This is a genomic window from Aedoeadaptatus coxii (assembly GCF_001553115.1).
In the GTDB taxonomy this organism is placed as follows: domain Bacteria; phylum Bacillota; class Clostridia; order Tissierellales; family Peptoniphilaceae; genus Aedoeadaptatus; species Aedoeadaptatus coxii.
In genome coordinates, this window is the sequence record NZ_KQ960160.1 from 38,002 (window position 1) to 55,275 (window position 17,274).

Sequence of the window (17,274 nt, forward strand, 5' to 3'; positions counted from 1 at the left end):
GATCTTTTTTTGCTATAATAAAGGTTTAGGAGGGATAGGATGATACTCAAGGGAGTAAACGCAACGCAAGAGCTGGGTCGTTTTTTAGGCGCCACGCTCGAACCCTACGATGTCCTCGCCTTAAACGGCGATTTGGGCACGGGGAAAACTACATTTGTAAAGGCTCTGGCCGAGGGCATGGGGCTGGATTCGGAGGTCACCAGCGCCACTTTTACCATTGTGAATATTTACGAAGGGGATCCGTCCCTTTACCATTTCGACGTTTACCGTCTAAAAGACGAAGAGGAATTTTTTGAAATGGGCGGGGAAGAGCTCTTAGACGACGGCTCCGTGTGCGCTATCGAATGGGCAGATCGCATCGGAGAAAGTTTGCCCGAGGAGTATTTGATCCTGAATTTTGAGCGGATCGACGAAACCACGCGGCGCATAACGGCAAAAGGCGTAGGCTCGCGGGGGGAAGTTTTAGAAAAAGAGGTAATGGCTTATGAAAATTCTCGCATTTGATACGGCGACCATAGAGACGACCTGCGCCGTGGTGGAAGACAAGAAGGTACTCGCCGCTTCTTCCATTAACAGCCGCCTCTCCCATTCGGAAACCCTGGTCTCCATGATCGAGGAGATGCTTTCCGCCCTCGCCTTGGAAATGAAGGATTTGGACATGATCGCCGTAGGCGTAGGGCCCGGCTCCTTTACGGGGCTTCGCATTTCCGTCGTCCTCGCCAAGATTTTTGCGAAAACCTTGGATATTCCCGTGGTAGGCGTGTCCACTTTGGCGGCGCTGGCTCGCCAGGTAGCGGAAAGCGGCATCGTCGTGCCCGTCTTCGACGCCAGAAGAAAGCGGGTCTACACAGCCCAATTTAAAAAAGAAGGGGACGTGCTTACCCGCCTGACAAAAGACGACGCCGTCGCCGTGGACGAGCTGATAGATTCTCTTCCCGAAGGGGCGACGATTATCGGTGAAGGGCTCTCCCCTTACGGCGAAAGCTTTAGCGCATCGGAGAAAGGCTTTTTCTGCTATCCCCAAAGCCTTTCCCAAGTGCGGGCATCCTTTATCGCCGAGGAGGCGTTGGTGCAATACGAACGGGACGGGGCGAGCAATCCTTACGAATTGGAACCTAATTATTTGCGGTCTTCTCAGGCAATGCGAGAATACAGGAGGAAACATGGACAATCTCTCGACGCGTGAAGCTTGTACCGACGACCTAGAGGATATTATGCGCATCGAGGAAGAGAGCTTTACCGCCCCCTGGTCTTACGACAGTTGGAAGCGGGAGCTTGAAAATCCCCTCACGTATTACGAAGTGCTCCTCTATCACGATGTGATCATCGGTTATGTAGGTGCCTGGCTTTTAGGGGATCAGGCCCATATCGGTAATGTGGCAATCGATGGGGATTTTCGCGGCAACGGCTACGGCCGCTACATGATGAACCATTATTTATTTGCCGTCTACGAAAAAAACATTCGCGCCGCCACCCTGGAAGTGCGGGAAGACAATGTGGCCGCCATCGCCCTTTACGAATCCCTCGGTTTCGAACTGGAAGGCGTGCGGAAAAATTATTACGCTCACATCAAGCGCGACGGCTTAATTTATTGGAAGAGGTGGTAATGTGCTAACACTGGGAATCGAATCGTCCTGCGACGAAACGTCGGTGGCCGTGGTCAAAGACGGCAGGGAGATTCTTTCAAATATAATTTCATCTCAAATCGAAATTCACCGCTTATTCGGCGGCGTGGTACCGGAGATCGCCTCGCGAAAACACGTTTCCGCCATTCTCCCGGTAATCGACCTGGCCCTTGAAGAGGCGAAGATCACCATGGACGACGTGGACATTATCGCCGCCACCCGGGGGCCCGGGCTTATCGGCGCTCTTCTCGTAGGGCTTACGGCGGGACGCGGTCTCGCCCTCGCTACAGGGAAACCTTTCGTCGGCGTAAACCACATTCGCGGCCACGTCTGCGCCAATTACCTGACCCATCCGGATCTGGAGCCGCCTTTTGTCGGCCTCATCGTCTCCGGAGGCCACAGCTATTTAATTCACGTGGAAGATTACATCGACTTCACCCTTTACGGCAAGACGCGAGACGATGCCGCAGGCGAAGCTTTCGATAAAGTGGCTCGCGCCATGGACATCGGCTATCCCGGCGGGCCCGTCATCGACAAACTTGCCAAAGAGGGGAAGGAAACTTACGAACTTCCCCGAGTGATGTTGGAGCGGGGCAGTTACGATTTCAGTTTTTCCGGGCTTAAAACCGCCGTCTTAAACGAACTTAACAACGCCAAACAAAAAGGCGAGGAGATTCGCGTGGCGGATATGGCCGCGAGTTTTCAAAACGCCGTCGTGGACGTGCTCACGGAAAAAACCTATCGTCTTGCCCATGAGCTCGGCGAAAAGAAAATCGTCTTAGCCGGCGGGGTCAGCGCCAATTCCGGTTTGCGCGCCGCCATGGAAAAGCGAGGAGCTGAAGAGGGCATCGAAGTGTATTACCCGGATCCTATTCTCTGTACCGATAACGGCGCCATGATCGCCTCGGTAGGCTATTACAGTTACATGAAAGGCGAAGAGGAAAGTGTCTTTGCCGATCCCAATTTAGGTCTCGATTAAACCGCAGTCAGCTGCGGTTTTTTTATTTAGGCGAAGAAAATGATAGTGAGAATGGGGCAAACTTGTGAAATTAGTGCAAAGATGAAATAAAATTGAAACAAATTTGTAGAATTAGGGGATCTCACGATGGCGTTAGAGAGTGTCGACAATTTCAGAGGAAAACGTGCATAAGTCTGTGGATAACGTGGATAAGTTTGTGGAAACCTGATGTCATCGTCTCTTGAGTGTGTATAAGTCTGTGTGTAGTGTGGAGAACATGTGGGAAAATCGCGGAAAGAGAAAATAGATTTTCAGAGACGGAATGAGAATGGGGAAAAATAGTGCAAAAAGGGAAGGTAAAAAAGAATGGCGGCCGTCCCGTTTTTTGCCGCTAAAATGTAAGGGATTGGCCCCGCTTTCTTCATTTTTTAATCTTGTGTAAGGTATGATGCAAAGAAAAAAAGCAATCATCACGTGATTGCTTTAGTCGTCGGAAAGTTCGAACCATTTGTCGTACAGAGCATCTAATGTTTTCTGAAGGGCGTCGCGCTTTTCCGAAAGTTCCAGCGCCACCGTGTGGTCCTCGTAGGTTTTCGGATCGGCGAGGGCTTCGTCTATAGAATGAATTTCCTCTTCCAAGGCGTGAAGTTCGCCTTCCAGCGCCTTTAATTCTTTTTTCTGTGCGCGGGCTCGCTTTTGTTCTTCCCTCGTCTTCTTTTTTTCCTTTACGATTTGCGTCTTCGTAATATCTTCTTCGTCTATCTCTTCCTCGGCGTGGGCGGCTTCCCATTTTTCAAGGAAGTAATTGTAATCCCCTTCCACCATAAAGACACCTTCTTCCGTGAGGCAGACGATTTTCGTCGCCACGCTGTTTAAAAAGTAGCGGTCGTGGCTAATGGTTAAAATCGTGCCGGCGTAATCTCTGAGCGCCGACTCGAGCGATTCCTTGCTTTCGATGTCCAAGTGATTGGTGGGCTCGTCGAGAAGGAGGAAGTTGGCGCCGCTCAACATAATAATCAAAAGAGAGAGCCGCCCTTTTTCGCCGCCGGAAAGATCGCCGATGCGCTTTTTCAAATCGTCTCCCGTAAAGAGGAAGCGGGCGAGGTAGGCGTAAATATGGTAGCGGTCGAGCTTCGGGTAGCGATCCCAAAGTTCATCCTCCACGGTTTTCATATCGTCCAGGGTCGCCATTTCCTGATCGAAATAGGCGACGGTGACGCCGGTGCCCTCGGTAATAGTGCCTTCGGTTAGGGATTCTTCCCCTAAAATCATTTTAAAGAGGGTACTCTTCCCGATGCCGTTGGGGCCGATAAGGCCCACCCGTTCCCCTTTGTAAATGGGGAAGGTGATGTTTTCGAAAAGGGGCTTTCCGGGAAATTCTTTTTTCACATTTTCCACGCGGAGCACGTCTCGGCCGCTTTCTTTTTCCGGCTCGAAACGGAGCACCATTTGCTTGTCGTTTTGCACATCCTCGATGCGCTCCATTTTATCCAGTTGCTTTTGTTTACTCCGCGCCGTTTTTAAACTTTTTTCACGATTCCAGCTGCTGAGCCGATCGATCATGGCTTCCTGCCGCTTAATTTCACGCTGCTGCATTAAATAGGCGTGGCGTTGCTGTTCGAGATTTTCCCGTCTACGGCGCACGAAATTGGTGTAATTACCATTGTAGCTGGAAAGGCTTCCCCTGTGGAGGAAGAAAATGCGATCCACGATATTATCCAAAAAATAGCGGTCGTGACTGATGACCACGACGGCGCCTTTAAAAGCCTTCAGAAATTTTTCGAGCCAGGCGATGGATTCCATATCCAAGTGGTTGGTGGGCTCGTCTAAAAGCAAAAGATCGGGTTCGTGGAGGAGCAGTTTGGCGAGGGCGAGGCGAGATTTCTGTCCGCCGGAAAGATTATCCGCCGGCATGGCCATTTCCGCTTCAGAAAAGCCTAAGCCGCGAAGGGCGCCCGTTACGGCGCTTTCTCTGCTATAGCCGCCGCTTTTTTCATAATGATCCACCAGGTTTTGGTAGCGATTAATTAAAAGCTCCAGTTCTTCCCCCTGTACGCGGGCCATGTCCTCTTCCATGCGACGAATATCTTTTTCCATGTCGATGACCGATTGGAAAGAGGCCATACATTCTTCGTAAATACTGGCTCCGGGAGTAATGGAAACGTGTTGTTCCAAATAACCGATATGAAGATCCTTCGTCGTAGAAATGTCGCCGGTATCGGGGGAAAGATCCCCTGCGAGCATTTCCATTAAGGTGGTTTTACCGCTGCCGTTGGAGCCGATCAGGCCGATTTTTTCCCCGGGTTCGATTAAAAAACCCACATCCGAAAAAATGGGTTCGATGTAAAATGTCTTGGATAAATTTTGTGCCGATAAGATTGCCAACTCTTTTTCCTCCTCATTCCACCATAATAACAGATATAGAGAGGTAGAAAAAGTCGTTAAACTTTCAAATAGCTCTTCCCAAGGTTTGAAATTTTCTGTATACTATGAAAGTAATAGATAGATTCCTATCAAATAATAATAAATCTATTGTGCGTTTGAAAGGTGATATAAATGGCAAATAACAAAAATAAAGTATCGGAGACCGTCATCAGACGTCTTCCGAAATATCATCGCTATTTAAGTGAATTACACGAGAAGGGCGAAGATCGCATTTCGTCTCAAGAGTTAAGCGACCTTACAGGTTTTACGGCGTCGCAAATTCGCCAAGACTTAAATAACTTCGGCGGATTCGGCCAACAAGGTTACGGCTATAAAGTCGCCGTGTTAAAAGCTGAGCTCGAAAACATTTTAGGTATTTCCACCATTTACAAAACGGTGATTATCGGTTCCGGTCGCCTGGGAAGCGTCATCAGCAATTACAAAGGCTTCTTAGACAGCGGCTTTGAAATTGTGGCCATGTTTGACCGCGACGAACACGTCGTCGGCACATCCGTAGGTAAACACGTGGTAAAATCCGTAGACGAGCTGGAAGACTTCTTAAAGGAACACGGCGAAGTCAGCGTGGCGATTTTAACCGTTCCCAAAGAAGGAGCCCAAGCCATCGCCGATCGTTTGGCGGCATGCGGTATTCGCGGCATTTGGAACTTTGCGCCGGAAGATCTCGAAGAAATGGATGACGTGATCGTAGAAAATATTCGTTTAACGGACAGCCTCTTAACATTAAGTTATTACTTAACCGAAGACGATCGCTAGTAAATGTAAGAGCGGGCGATGCCTGCTCTTATTTTTGTACAGAAAAGAGTTGCCATGTTGTCTCATTTAGCCATGACCATCGAAAGCGGACAGTATCACCATTGGGAGAAAAAAGAAAACCTCTACGCGTTGGTAAATGGCGAAGAGGCTTTTTTTCTAAAAGAGGGCGCCCTTATAAAAGGGGATGAGGATGCCTTTTTTCGCTTTATCGACGGATACAGAGATTACGAAAAGGTGGCGAAGATGGTGGAAGAAAGCGAGGATTTAAAAGACCTCGCCCCCTATTTGCCTCTTCGTATATTGCGCCAATCGCCATGGGAAGCCATGGTCTCCTATATTTTATCGGCGAATAATAATCTACTGCGCATACGCCGCAGCGTGTTGGATCTTTCAAAAACCTACGGCACCCTTCTCGGAAAAGCGGAGGGTCTTGCGGCCTACGCCCTTCCCGCGCCGAATGTTCTCGCCGCTTGCTCCCCGGAAGATCTTCGTGCCCTCGGCGCCGGGTACCGGGACCGCTACCTTATAGGGGCAGCGACCATGATAGAGGAGGGAGGTTTCGATTTAAATGCACCTTTTGCCATGGCATACGACGAGGCGAAGAAATATGTTATGACCCTTCCCGGCGTAGGGCCTAAAGTGGCAGATTGTATTTTGCTCTTCGGTTACGGAAAGGGCGATGCCTTTCCCGTGGATACGTGGGTGGAAAAGTCCATGGCCCGCTTTGGCCGTTTTTCGTCGAGAAAAGCTATGAGCCAATACGGCATGGAGCGCTTCGGCGACGACGCAGGCTATATTCAGCAATTATTATTTTTAAGTGAACGAGAAAAGAGGAATTTATGATCGGTGTTATTACCAACGCCCTCGCTATTGCTATTTTGGCGGTGATGGGGAAATTGATTGGGAAGCATATTCCGGATCGAGTTCAGGATCAGGTGCTCCTCGTCCTACCTTTAAGCGTTATGGCCATGGGTGTTCAAATGGCCCTTAAGGCCGACGAGTTTTTCGTCGTCATGATGTCTATAGCCATCGGCTCGGGCATTGGCGCCGCCTTGGATATCGATGGCGCGTTAAGACGCTTCGGCGACAGAGTCGATGCAAAAATTCGCACCCGAGGAATGGATGACGGAGGTGTAGGCCCCATGACCGCCGCTATTCAATCGTCGATTTTATTTTGCGTCGGACCCATGGCCATCGTCGGCGCGCTGGAGGCGGGAATAGGCCATAATCCGGAAACCTTTTTTATTAAAAGCGCCCTGGACGGCATGACCGCCCTGATGTTCGCCTCTTCTATGGGTATCGGCGTCGCTCTTTCGGCGATCCCCACCTTTATCTATCAAGGGGCACTGGTTTTGGCGTCGAGTTCTCTCGCCCCCTTTATAAACGACGTGATTCTCGCCGACCTGACGTCTATCGGGGGAATTACTATTCTCGCTATCGGATTCGGCATTTTAAAGATCAAGGAGTTTCGTGTATCCAATATGCTCCCCTCTTTTATTGTGGTCTTCGCTATTCGCGCTCTCATGACCCTTTGGATGTAATAAAAAAGCACGGTTTGCGCCGTGCTTTCTTTTATTTATACTCTTCCAACCATTGGGGGCGACCTTCTCTCAAACTTCTTTGTACGTGGAGAATGCGTTGGTTTTCGCTGCCCCTAAAGGCGATTTTCAAATTTTTCTGCTCTTCGATAAAGGGTCCGTCCACGAGGACGTGGCATTTGGCGAGGAGCTTTTTTTTATCCGGATCTTTTAGGATTTCTTCGAAGGTGTAGCCCGAATAGATCCATACGGGTTTGTCTACTTTTTTTTGAACCTCGTCCAACACGTCGGCGAGCCATGTATTTTCCATAGGTTCGCCGCCTAAGAGGGTAAGCCCCGCCACTTCCGGCCGATCTAAATAAGAAATCAGCTCTTCGGTGGTTTCCTCGGTCCATTGATCCCCGTAGGTCGGATCCTGGTAGATTTCGTTAAAGCAATTTTTGCAGCCTCTGGAGCATCCGGTGACGAAGACGGACACGCGGATGCCCTTTCCATTGGCTACATCTAAAGGTCGTATTTGTGCGTAATGGCCGTACATACTAAATGTGGAGGACGCGAGCGGAAATTTCCTTTGTTCTGCCTTCGTTCCAGAAATTTTCGCCTAAATACCCGCAGGTTCTGCGAATAACCGTCAGGCGGTTGCGATCGTGATTGCCGCATTGGGGACATTCCCAATCGCCGTGTTCGTTTACTTTAATTTCGCCGTCGTAACCGCATTCCGCGCAGTAATCGGATTTCGTATTAAATTCCGCGTAGGAAATGTGATCGTAAATATACTTCATCATGGTGAGAACGGCGTCGACGTTTTGATTCATATTGGGAATTTCCACGTAGCTGATGCAGCCGCCGGTGGAAATTTTTTGGAATTCACTTTCGAAAGAGAATTTGTCGAAGACATTAATATCTTCTCGAACATCTACGTGGTAGCTGTTGGTGTAGTAGCCTTTATCCGTAATGTCTTTGATTTCGCCGAAAGTAGCTTTGTCGATGGAAGCGAAACGATTGGTCAAAGATTCCGCCGGCGTGCCGTAAAGGGCGAAGCCCAGACCCGTTTCTTCCTTCCAGCGATCCACAGCGTCGCGCAGTGTGTGCATAAGCTTTAGAGCAAAAGCGTGGCCTTCTTCAGAGGTGTGAGATTTGCCGATGACGCATTTTGTCGCTTCGTAGACGCCGATGTAGCCCAAGGAAAGGGTGGAGTAGCCGTCTTGTAAATACTCGGTGATTTTTTCGCCGGCATCTAAACGGGCGATGGCGCCGTCTTGCCAGTGAATGGGGCTGACATCGCTCGTAACATCTTTTAATCGCTCGTAGCGAATTAAAAGGGCTTGTTTTACGAGCTCGAGACGTTTATTTAAAAGATCGAAATAAGCTTCTTCGTCTTGGCCGGATAAAATGCCGATTTGTGCCAAGTTAATGCTGACCACGCCCATATTGAAGCGGCCGTCGAATTTGAAATTTCCGTCTTTATCTTTCCAGGGAGAGAGGAAAGAGCGGCAGCCCATGGGTGCGAAGACATTGCCTTCGTAAATTTCCTTCATTTTTTTCGCGGAAATATAGTCGGGATACATACGCTTGGCCGTACAGGTGGCGGCGAGACGCGTCAAATAATAATAGGGAGAATCTTCGTGAATATTATGTTCGTCTAAAACGTAGACTAATTTCGGGAAAGCCGGAGTAACGTTAATGCCTTGTTTGTTTTTAATGCCGTCGATACGTTGTCTTAAAATTTCTTCCGTAATCAGAGACGCTTCATAGGCGTATTCGTCCTTGGGATCGAAATACATAAAGAGGGTAACGAAAGGCGCTTGACCGTTAGTGGTCATAAGGGTGTTGATTTGGTATTGAATGGTTTGTACGCCGGATTTAATTTCCCGTTTCGTACGTTTCCACGCCACTTTTTTCGCCGTGTCGATGTCTGCTTCTTCCATGCCGTAAATATCCAGCTGATCGGCAATGGCCGCTTCTAAATGTTTTTCGAAACTTCTGCGAACGTAGGGCGCCAAAATGCGGTCGATGCCGTTGATGGATTGGCCGCCGAATTGACCCGATGCCACTTGGGCAATGATTTGCGTAGTAATGGTGCACGCCGTTTGGAAACTTCTCGGCGATTCGATCATTTTGCCGTTGACGACGGTGCCGTTTGCGAGCATGTCCTCTAAATTAATGAGGCAGCAGTTGAACATGGGTTGAATATAGTAGTCCATGTCGTGGACGTGAATGGCGCCGGAATCGTGGGCGGTGACGATGTCGGTGGGGAGAATGCGGCGGCGTGCGATGTCTTTCGACACTTCCCCGGCAATAAGATCCCGTTGGGTGGAGACGACCACGGCATTTTTGTTGGAGTTTTCATCCATAATGTCGGCGTCGGAATAATCTAAAAGCCCTTCGATGGAGCGGTCGGTAGAATTGCTTTCTCTTTTAAAGGACTGTACCGAGCGGTAGGATTCGTAGGATTTCGCCGTAGCCACATTGCCTTTTTCGACGAGTTTTTCGAAAACCCGTTTTTCCACTTGCAAAACCGTGGACGAAAGAGCGCCTGTAGAAATTTCATTTTCGATTTCCCTTGCAATGTCTCGGGCCTGTCCTTCAATCATGTAACCTGTAGGCGAATGCATGGCCTTTTCAATGGCAATGACGATTTTCTCGCCGTCGAATGTTGCCGCGCGGCCGTCGCGCTTAATAATCATTTGTGCTGTCATATGTCCTCCTTTTAGTAGAATCTATCCGAACCCTCAACGGGGCATGTATCTAAATGAAAAGACGGCAGTGCGCCATCTTTTTTTATCCTCGATCAGTATACTACATATAGGGATCAAATGGAATATTTTTTCGAAATTTTCCTATATGTTGTGCTTGCGAAATGACACAGAAAGTCTAAGAAAAGGCTAAGTTCTGGGGACGGGGCTTTAAAATTCTTTTCTTGTTTACAAAATTTAAATCTGTGGTATTATATTAATGTGAGTTGGCACTCAAACAGATCAAGTGCTAATAAGTTTTGAGGAGGTCTCTTATGACGATTAAACCATTAGGTGAAAGAGTTGTTATTCAAAAAATAGAAAAAGAAAATGTTACGGCCAGCGGCATCGTATTGCCCGATACGGCGAAAGAAGAATCCAATATTGCGGAAGTTATTGCCGTAAGTGAAGATTTAAAAAATTCCGACGAAATCCAATGTGATGTTAAAGCGGGCGATCGCGTTATTTACAGTAAATACGCCGGCAACGAAGTGGAAATCGAAGGCGAAAGCGTCATCGTCATTAAATACCAAGATTTACTGGCTAAATTAGGTTAAATAAAATTAGGATAAGTGTAGAAACGAGGAGATAGTATGGCTAAAGATATTAAATTCAGTACAGATGCCAGAGAAGGTCTTATTGCAGGCATCAACAAATTAGCGGATACAGTAAAAGTTACATTAGGCCCCAAGGGCAGAAACGTCGTATTGGATAAGGAATTCGGCGCGCCCTTAATTACAAACGACGGCGTCACCATTGCGCGAGAAGTGGAGCTTGAAGATCGCTTCGAAAACATGGGTGCTCAACTGGTAAAAGAAGTTGCCACCAAAACCAACGACGTAGCAGGCGACGGCACCACCACGGCGACGCTGCTTGCACAAGCGATTATTCGCGAAGGCGCTAAAAACTTGGCAGCCGGCGCAAACCCCATGGTTCTTCAAAAAGGCATTACCAAAGCGGTCGATGCCGTCGTAGAAGAACTTAAGAAATTCTCCGTTCCCGTGGACAACAGCGCCGCCATCGCCAATGTCGCCGCTATTTCCGCAGCCAATGAAACCATCGGCGAACTTATCGCCGAAGCCATGGAAAAAGTAGGTAAAGACGGCGTCATTACTGTAGAAGAATCCCGTTCCATGGGCACTCAATTAGACGTTGTGGAAGGTATGCAATTCGACCGCGGCTATTTAAGCCCCTATATGGTAACCGACGGGGAAAAACGCGTCGCCGAATTAGACGATCCCTATATTTTAATTACGGATAAAAAAATCAGCAACATTCAAGACATTTTGCCCGTCTTGGAACAAGTGCTTCAAGAATCCCGACCCGTCCTCTTAATTGCAGACGATATTGAAGGGGAAGCATTGGCAACACTTGTGGTCAACAAACTTCGCGGCACCTTAAACGTCGTCGCCGTCAAAGCTCCGGGCTACGGCGATCGCAGAAAAGATATGCTCCAAGACATCGCCATCTTAACCGGCGGTACGGTGATCACCGAAGATCTCGGCTACGATATTAAAGAAGCTACCGTGGACATGCTCGGCCGCGCACAAAAAGTTCGCGTGGAAAAAGATAAGAGCGTCATCGTCAGCGGCGCAGGAGACAAAGCCGCCATCGACGATCGTATCGCACAAATTCGTTCTCAAATCGAAGAAACCGACAGCGAATTCGATCGCGAAAAATTACAAGAACGCCTCGCCAAACTTTCCGGCGGCGTCGCCGTCATCCAAGTCGGTGCGGCTACGGAAGTTGAACTTAAAGAACGCAAGCTCCGCATTGAAGACGCTCTAGCAGCGACACGTGCAGCTGTGGAAGAAGGCATCGTCCCCGGCGGCGGCGTCGTTCTCGTCGACTGCATTAGATGCGTAGAAGCCCTCGCTGAAAAAGGCGAAGGCGACGAAAAAACCGGCATGATGATTATTCTTCGCGCATTGGAAGAACCTCTTCGCCAAATTGCCGAAAACGCAGGCGCCGAAGGTTCCGTCATCGTAGAACACGTTAAAGGCGAAGATGCAGGCGTTGGTTACGACGCTTACAACTCCAAATACGTGAACATGATCGAAGCCGGCATCGTCGACCCGACGAAGGTTACGAGAAGCGCCCTTCAAAACGCAGCCAGCGTATCGGCTATGATTCTCACCACAGAAGCAGCTGTGGCTACCATCAAAGAAGACACACCCGATTTAGGTGCGGCCGGTATGGGCGGCGGCATGGGCATGATGTAATCAACTGAATTATTCCAAATCCCCTTACCATATAAAGGCGAGGGGATTTTTTTATCGTATAGAGTTCCTTTGCCGGACGTGTTAAAATAAAAGTTAGTAATTAAAATAGAAATGGAGAATAAAATGAATAAAGACTATATGGTAAACGACATTAAAAATGAGATGAAGGCGTGTATCGACAATATGACGGAATTTAACATGTTTGAACGTCGGCCGCGCCTTGAAAAATGGCTGGATCTTTTGGAGCTTCTCTACGATGTGGAAGCGGAAGTTGAAGATCGCGCCATGGAACCGGAATCGGACTTTGAAGGCGACGAGCATTATGTCGGCCGCGTCCATTTAAAACTGGGCGGTGGCACCCTCGGCGAAGAGCGGGTCTTTATCCCGGAAAAAGTGCTTCGCATGCAAAACATTTCCGAAGGCGACGAAGTACGCGCCACGGTGGTCAAGCGCGTGTACAATAATAATCACTTGAAAAACATTTACAGCTACGAACTTTTGGAAAAGGCCACGGAAACTGTGGAAAGTGAACGCCGCGTCATTTCCTACGCCAGAGTATTATCCGACGGCGATTATCGCAACCTTTACATCGAAGGGGAAGGAGACGACGGCACGATCCGCATCGATTTAGAAGACGGTAGCCTGGGCAATTTAAGTGTCGATGAAGGAGACATTGTGGATTACGCCTACTGGCAACGGGATCCTTCCGCCGGCCGCATCATTTGGATCCACAATATCGACGGCGAAAATGTGCTCACAGCCTACGACAATGCAGACGGGGAGTTTGAAGACCATCCCGATCAATTTCTGGACAATGTGCAACTGACCGTTTTCGGTAAAGGCGACGTCATTTCCGAACATGTCGAGGCCATGAGAGAAGCGGGCGGCGATGTGGTGCATATCGACGATCCCTCCAACGACAATATCGAAAGCCACTTAGACGGCGCCGATCTCGTCCTCGTCTATTTAAATTCCGTACGTCCTCCGGAAGTGAAACGTATTCGCGACGGCGTGCGCAGACGGGATTTAGAGGTCCTCTTTATTCAAGATGATGACATTAACAATATTTTTTCCGCCATTCGAGATAAATTAGAAAACAGTTATTACTACGACCTTTAAACAGAAGGGAGCCCATTGTGAAACTATTTAACTCCATGACCCGAACGAAAGAAGAATTCGTCCCCATCGACGAAAACAAGGTGCGGATGTACAATTGCGGCCCGACGGTTTATAACTTTATTCACGTAGGGAACGCCCGCCCCCTGGTAGTGTTCGATACCCTTCGCCGCTTTTTCATTTACAAAGGCTACGATGTGGATTTTGTCGTCAACTTTACAGATATCGACGACAAGCTCATTAACCGTGCCATTGAAGAAAATTCCACGGTAAAAGACATTGCCGAAAAATACATCGCCGAGTTTAAACAAGATGCCAATGGGCTTAATCTCTATACCTACGACACGAAAAATCCCCGCGCCACGGAATTTATCGACGAAATCGAAGACTTTATTGCAGGGCTTGTGGCAAAAGATGTGGCATACCCTCTCAACGGCGACGTTTATTTCGACATTACGAAGGCAAAAGATTACGGCAAGCTTTCCGGCAAAAACATCGACGAACTCCAAAGCGGAGCGCGGATCGAAGTAAACAGCGAAAAGAAAAATCCCGGTGACTTCGTGCTTTGGAAAGGTAAAAAAGAAGGAGAACCTGCGTGGCCCTCACCTTGGGGCGATGGCCGACCGGGTTGGCATATCGAATGTTCGGTTATGGCGAAAACCCTTCTCGGCGATACCATCGACATTCACTCCGGCGGGGAAGATTTGCAATTTCCTCACCACGAAAACGAAATCGCCCAATCGGAAACCTTAACGGGCAAGACCTTTGCCAATTACTGGCTTCACAACGGCATGATCACCGTCGACGGCACGAAGATGAGTAAATCTCTTGGCAATTTTTTCACTGTACGGGAAGTGGCGAAGGTATTCGATTTAGAAGTACTCCGTTTCTTCCTATTAAGCGCCCACTACAGAAGCCCGATCAATTATTCTTACGACGCCATGGAACAAACCAAGGCGGGTTTGGATCGCCTCTACGGCGTAAGAGATCATATGGAACAGCTTTTAGGTAACGACATTCCCGGCGGAAGAGACGAGGATTTGGACAAAAAAGTTGTGGAAGAAAAGCGCGAATTTGTAGACGCCATGGAAGACGACTTAAACACGGCCAAAGCCACGGGCAGTCTCTTCAGTTTGGCGCGAGACATTAACACCCACATCGCCTCCGGGGCAAAAAAAGACAGTCTTCAAGATGCCTACGACGTGTTTATGGAGTTGGCAGGCGTTCTGGGTATTTTAGGTCGCCGCGACGAAATAGATGCATCGGAAATCGAAGCGCTCCTCGAAGAGCGTAAGGAAGCGCGGAAAAATAAAGATTTCGCAAGAGCCGACGCCATTCGCGACGAATTGGCCGATCGGGGCATCGCCATCGAAGATACGAGAGAGGGCACTTTGTGGAAAAAGATGTAAGAGAATATTTCTCCGCTCCTCAGTGGACGGAAGACGAGGCGAGGGGGCAAAATCCCCTCGTTCTTGCGTATATCGGCGACGGGGTCTACGAGGTTTTTATAAGGAGCAAAATCCTTCACAGAAAGGAAAAAGTATCCCGGCTCCACAGAGCATCGGCGCAGCATGCCAAAGCGTCCGCTCAGGCGGAAATCGCCTTAAAGCTGGAGCCTCTTTTTACGGAAGAAGAAGCCGCCATTTTTAAAAGAGGACGGAATACCCATCAAAAGACCATGGCGAAACACGCCACCGTAGCGGACTACCGAAACGCCACGGGCTTTGAATGTTTGATCGGCTATCTCTACACCTCCGGGCAATCGGAGCGTCTGCGCACGTATTTTACGGAAATAGAAAGGATTTGGGACGATGAATGTTAAACTCATTGCCTACACCCCGGAAGCTGAGGCGACTATCGCAAAGGCCGCCAAGCTTTGCTACTCGCCGGTGGGTGTGGAGGAAATCGAAAAGAAATTAAACGACGACGAGGTGGAGCGTTTCGTTGCCATGCTCGCATCCATGGGTCACGATTCCCCCTTGGAACATGTGAGCTTTACCTTTGCCGTAGAAGGAGTGAGCCGCGTGCTTACCCATCAATTGGTGCGCCATCGATTGGCGAGCTATTCTCAGCAATCCCAACGCTACGTTAAACTCGATCAATTCGACTACATCGTCCCCGACGCCATTAAAGGCGACGAAGAAGCCGAGGCCGTCTTTTTAAAGAGCATGGAAGCGGCCAATGAAAGCTACCATAATATTACCGACATCCTTCAAAAAAAACATTATGATAACTACATCGCAGAGGGAATGGAGGAGAAAAAAGCCGCTCGCCAAGCGGAAAAACGCGCCATCGAAGATGCCCGCTACGTACTGCCCAACGCCTGCGAGACGAAAATCGTCTTGACCATGAACGCCCGCAGCTTGCTCCACTTTTTCCACATGCGCCTCTGTCTGCGCGCCCAATGGGAAATTCGCGACATGGCACTGGCCATGTTAAAAGAAGTAATGAACACGGCGCCGGCTTTATTTAAAAAGGCGGGTCCCCCCTGCGTTAAAGGCGGTTGCCCGGAAGGCGCCATGACCTGCGGCAAAATTCAAGAAGTGCGCCGGTTTTATAAGGAGGAATTATGGACGAAACAATAATTTTCGGCCGCAATCCCGTACTGGAAGCCTTGGAGGATAAGGTCGACAGACTTTTTATTCAAAAAGGTCTTACCGACGGTACGGTGAAAAAAATTCGCGGAAAAGCCAAGGCCATGGGCGTAGATGTTCGAGAAAGAGAAAAATCCCGATTAGATGAAATGGTCGATGGGAAAAACCATCAGGGCGTCGTAGCCTACGTTACGAACTTTACCTATTCCACTCTCGAGGACATGTTCCGCCGCGCCGAGGAGCGAGGAGAAGATCCCCTCATTATTCTCTTGGACAGCATCCAAGATCCCCACAATCTCGGCGCCATTATCCGCTCGGCGGTGGCCATGGGTGCCCACGGCGTCGTCATCCCTAAAAATCGCTCCGCCGAAATCAACGGCACGGTGTATAAAACATCGGCTGGGGCAGTGGATCATATGCTCGTCGCCAAAGTGACCAACATGAATCGAACGGTTGAAGAATTAAAGAGCCGCAATGTATGGGTTTACGGCGCCGATGCCGGCGAGGGAAACCTTTACGACGCCGATCTCACAGGGCCCATTGCCATCGTCATAGGCAATGAGGGAAAGGGCATAGCCCAAAAAACGAAAGAACACGTGGATGCCCTCCTTTCCATCCCCATGCCGGGGAAATTTGAATCCTTAAATGCGTCGGTGGCGGCCTCGATTTTTCTCTACGAAATTGTAAGGCAGCGCCATGGCAAGCACACGAAAATATAAACGCAGCCAGCCCTATCTTTTCGTCGACGGCTACAATGTGTTAAATGCGTGGGATCTTTTTCAAAACATGATCGACGATAGATTGGAAGAGGCGCGGGAACTGCTTGCGGATATTTTAGAAGAATACGCCGCCACAGAACACGTCTTCGTCATCCTCGTGTTCGACGCCTACCGCGTCAAAGGTAATAGCGGCAGCGTCATGGCGGGCAAACACATGGACGTCGTCTTTACACAGGAAACGGTGACCGCCGATCGCTACATCGAAAGCGAAATCGCATCCATGGGTCGCATGGACGATGTATCCGTCGCCACCAGCGATTTTGTGGAACAGCAGATCATTTTGGCGCGAGGGGGCAAGCGCATTAGCGCGAGAGAACTGGAGATCCTCGTGAAAAACGCCAAAGGCCGTACGCGCAAAACCGCCCGCAACATTCGCGCGGACAAAATATTCTCCACCTCCCTTGATGAGGACAATAGGAAAAAACTTGAAAAATTAAAAAAAGAATTACGTGAATAAAGCCCTTCCAAATAAGGCACGATACTTAAAAGCCTTTGGGAGAATCGAAGCT

At 49.0% G+C, this 17,274-nt stretch carries 18 protein-coding genes; 15 read left to right on the forward strand and 3 right to left on the reverse strand.

The features are described from left to right. Positions 1 to 39 precede the first annotated feature (39 nt). Genes tsaE through tsaD form a run of 4 tightly spaced genes read left to right on the forward strand, consistent with a single transcriptional unit; the run spans position 40 to position 2,604 of the window. Entirely contained in the window at positions 40 to 504 is a 465-nt protein-coding gene (gene tsaE, locus HMPREF1863_RS01695) for a tRNA (adenosine(37)-N6)-threonylcarbamoyltransferase complex ATPase subunit type 1 TsaE (RefSeq protein WP_068366809.1), read from the forward strand. Beyond that, positions 485 to 1,186 carry a tRNA (adenosine(37)-N6)-threonylcarbamoyltransferase complex dimerization subunit type 1 TsaB gene (gene tsaB, locus HMPREF1863_RS01700; protein ID WP_068366811.1) on the forward strand — a complete coding sequence of 234 codons (702 nt, stop codon included), beginning with the start codon at positions 485 to 487 and terminating at the stop codon, positions 1,184 to 1,186. Before tsaE ends, tsaB begins: the two co-directional genes overlap by 20 nt. Beyond that, complete coding sequence (gene rimI, locus HMPREF1863_RS01705) at positions 1,164 to 1,607, forward strand: ribosomal protein S18-alanine N-acetyltransferase (RefSeq protein WP_068366813.1); 444 nt, start codon at positions 1,164 to 1,166, stop codon at positions 1,605 to 1,607. The genes tsaB and rimI overlap by 23 nt, the downstream gene beginning before the upstream one ends. A gap of 1 nt (position 1,608) precedes the next feature. Next, positions 1,609 to 2,604, forward strand: coding sequence for a tRNA (adenosine(37)-N6)-threonylcarbamoyltransferase complex transferase subunit TsaD (gene tsaD, locus HMPREF1863_RS01710; protein WP_068366815.1), 996 nt, complete (start codon positions 1,609 to 1,611; stop codon positions 2,602 to 2,604). 462 nt (positions 2,605 to 3,066) lie between these two features. Here tsaD and abc-f read toward each other — a convergent pair whose 3' ends face one another. Then, positions 3,067 to 4,968 carry a ribosomal protection-like ABC-F family protein gene (gene abc-f, locus HMPREF1863_RS01715; protein ID WP_068366817.1) on the reverse strand — a complete coding sequence of 634 codons (1,902 nt, stop codon included), beginning with the start codon at positions 4,966 to 4,968 and terminating at the stop codon, positions 3,067 to 3,069. 171 nt (positions 4,969 to 5,139) lie between these two features. Between abc-f and HMPREF1863_RS01720 the strand changes: the two genes are divergently transcribed. The 3 genes from HMPREF1863_RS01720 to HMPREF1863_RS01730 are packed head-to-tail and all read left to right on the forward strand — an operon-like array spanning position 5,140 to position 7,322. Then, positions 5,140 to 5,781: a redox-sensing transcriptional repressor Rex gene (locus HMPREF1863_RS01720; protein WP_068366820.1), complete on the forward strand. Its 642-nt coding sequence runs from the start codon at positions 5,140 to 5,142 to the stop codon at positions 5,779 to 5,781. Positions 5,782 to 5,835: 54 nt separating this feature from the next. Continuing rightward, on the forward strand, positions 5,836 to 6,624 hold the full coding sequence (locus HMPREF1863_RS01725) for a DNA-3-methyladenine glycosylase family protein (RefSeq protein ID WP_198142695.1): 789 nt from the start codon (positions 5,836 to 5,838) through the stop codon (positions 6,622 to 6,624). Beyond that, positions 6,621 to 7,322, forward strand: a complete 702-nt coding sequence (locus tag HMPREF1863_RS01730) for a DUF554 domain-containing protein (RefSeq protein WP_068366824.1) — start codon at positions 6,621 to 6,623, stop codon at positions 7,320 to 7,322. The genes HMPREF1863_RS01725 and HMPREF1863_RS01730 overlap by 4 nt, the downstream gene beginning before the upstream one ends. Positions 7,323 to 7,353: 31 nt before the next feature. On the opposite strand, the gene nrdG is transcribed toward HMPREF1863_RS01730, so the two are convergent. Together nrdG and nrdD are read right to left on the reverse strand one after the other, a co-directional pair. After that, positions 7,354 to 7,857, reverse strand: a complete 504-nt coding sequence (nrdG, locus tag HMPREF1863_RS01735; RefSeq protein ID WP_068366826.1) for an anaerobic ribonucleoside-triphosphate reductase activating protein — start codon at positions 7,855 to 7,857, stop codon at positions 7,354 to 7,356. 1 nt (position 7,858) lies between these two features. Beyond that, entirely contained in the window at positions 7,859 to 10,018 is a 2,160-nt protein-coding gene (gene nrdD / locus HMPREF1863_RS01740) for an anaerobic ribonucleoside-triphosphate reductase (protein ID WP_232300086.1), read from the reverse strand. Positions 10,019 to 10,329: 311 nt separating this feature from the next. Between nrdD and HMPREF1863_RS01745 the strand changes: the two genes are divergently transcribed. From HMPREF1863_RS01745 to HMPREF1863_RS01780, 8 genes are all read left to right on the forward strand, one after another. Continuing rightward, positions 10,330 to 10,611 (forward strand): co-chaperone GroES, encoded by a 282-nt coding sequence (locus HMPREF1863_RS01745; RefSeq protein WP_068366828.1) that lies wholly within the window; start codon positions 10,330 to 10,332, stop codon positions 10,609 to 10,611. 36 nt (positions 10,612 to 10,647) lie between these two features. Further along, a complete protein-coding gene (groL, locus tag HMPREF1863_RS01750; RefSeq protein ID WP_068366830.1) occupies positions 10,648 to 12,276 on the forward strand; it encodes a chaperonin GroEL in 1,629 nt (542 codons plus the stop codon). A gap of 123 nt (positions 12,277 to 12,399) precedes the next feature. After that, positions 12,400 to 13,395, forward strand: coding sequence for a hypothetical protein (locus tag HMPREF1863_RS01755; protein ID WP_068366832.1), 996 nt, complete (start codon positions 12,400 to 12,402; stop codon positions 13,393 to 13,395). A 17-nt stretch (positions 13,396 to 13,412) separates the two neighbouring features. Continuing rightward, entirely contained in the window at positions 13,413 to 14,801 is a 1,389-nt protein-coding gene (cysS, locus tag HMPREF1863_RS01760; RefSeq protein WP_068366834.1) for a cysteine--tRNA ligase, read from the forward strand. After that, positions 14,786 to 15,214 carry a Mini-ribonuclease 3 gene (locus HMPREF1863_RS01765; protein WP_068366836.1) on the forward strand — a complete coding sequence of 143 codons (429 nt, stop codon included), beginning with the start codon at positions 14,786 to 14,788 and terminating at the stop codon, positions 15,212 to 15,214. The genes cysS and HMPREF1863_RS01765 overlap by 16 nt, the downstream gene beginning before the upstream one ends. Continuing rightward, positions 15,204 to 15,977 carry an FAD-dependent thymidylate synthase gene (thyX, locus tag HMPREF1863_RS01770; protein WP_068366838.1) on the forward strand — a complete coding sequence of 258 codons (774 nt, stop codon included), beginning with the start codon at positions 15,204 to 15,206 and terminating at the stop codon, positions 15,975 to 15,977. Before HMPREF1863_RS01765 ends, thyX begins: the two co-directional genes overlap by 11 nt. Beyond that, on the forward strand, positions 15,962 to 16,705 hold the full coding sequence (rlmB, locus tag HMPREF1863_RS01775) for a 23S rRNA (guanosine(2251)-2'-O)-methyltransferase RlmB (protein WP_068366840.1): 744 nt from the start codon (positions 15,962 to 15,964) through the stop codon (positions 16,703 to 16,705). Before thyX ends, rlmB begins: the two co-directional genes overlap by 16 nt. Continuing rightward, a complete protein-coding gene (locus HMPREF1863_RS01780) occupies positions 16,683 to 17,222 on the forward strand; it encodes an NYN domain-containing protein (RefSeq protein ID WP_068366842.1) in 540 nt (179 codons plus the stop codon). Before rlmB ends, HMPREF1863_RS01780 begins: the two co-directional genes overlap by 23 nt. Positions 17,223 to 17,274: the final 52 nt, after the last annotated feature.

What these genes read in the sequence shown, in the direction of transcription:
- HMPREF1863_RS01780 (WP_068366842.1), top strand. Translation starts at nt 16,683, where the DNA reads ATGGCAAGCACACGAAAATATAAACGCAGCCAGCCCTATCTTTTCGTC.
- tsaB (WP_068366811.1), top strand. Translation starts at nt 485, where the DNA reads ATGAAAATTCTCGCATTTGATACGGCGACCATAGAGACGACCTGCGCC.
- tsaE (WP_068366809.1), top strand. Translation starts at nt 40, where the DNA reads ATGATACTCAAGGGAGTAAACGCAACGCAAGAGCTGGGTCGTTTTTTA.
- nrdG (WP_068366826.1), bottom strand. Translation starts at nt 7,857, where the DNA reads ATGTACGGCCATTACGCACAAATACGACCTTTAGATGTAGCCAATGGA.
- HMPREF1863_RS01725 (WP_198142695.1), top strand. Translation starts at nt 5,836, where the DNA reads ATGTTGTCTCATTTAGCCATGACCATCGAAAGCGGACAGTATCACCAT.
- rimI (WP_068366813.1), top strand. Translation starts at nt 1,164, where the DNA reads ATGGACAATCTCTCGACGCGTGAAGCTTGTACCGACGACCTAGAGGAT.
- nrdD (WP_232300086.1), bottom strand. Translation starts at nt 10,018, where the DNA reads ATGACAGCACAAATGATTATTAAGCGCGACGGCCGCGCGGCAACATTC.
- groL (WP_068366830.1), top strand. Translation starts at nt 10,648, where the DNA reads ATGGCTAAAGATATTAAATTCAGTACAGATGCCAGAGAAGGTCTTATT.
- HMPREF1863_RS01745 (WP_068366828.1), top strand. Translation starts at nt 10,330, where the DNA reads ATGACGATTAAACCATTAGGTGAAAGAGTTGTTATTCAAAAAATAGAA.
- HMPREF1863_RS01730 (WP_068366824.1), top strand. Translation starts at nt 6,621, where the DNA reads ATGATCGGTGTTATTACCAACGCCCTCGCTATTGCTATTTTGGCGGTG.
- HMPREF1863_RS01720 (WP_068366820.1), top strand. Translation starts at nt 5,140, where the DNA reads ATGGCAAATAACAAAAATAAAGTATCGGAGACCGTCATCAGACGTCTT.
- thyX (WP_068366838.1), top strand. Translation starts at nt 15,204, where the DNA reads ATGAATGTTAAACTCATTGCCTACACCCCGGAAGCTGAGGCGACTATC.
- HMPREF1863_RS01755 (WP_068366832.1), top strand. Translation starts at nt 12,400, where the DNA reads ATGAATAAAGACTATATGGTAAACGACATTAAAAATGAGATGAAGGCG.
- rlmB (WP_068366840.1), top strand. Translation starts at nt 15,962, where the DNA reads ATGGACGAAACAATAATTTTCGGCCGCAATCCCGTACTGGAAGCCTTG.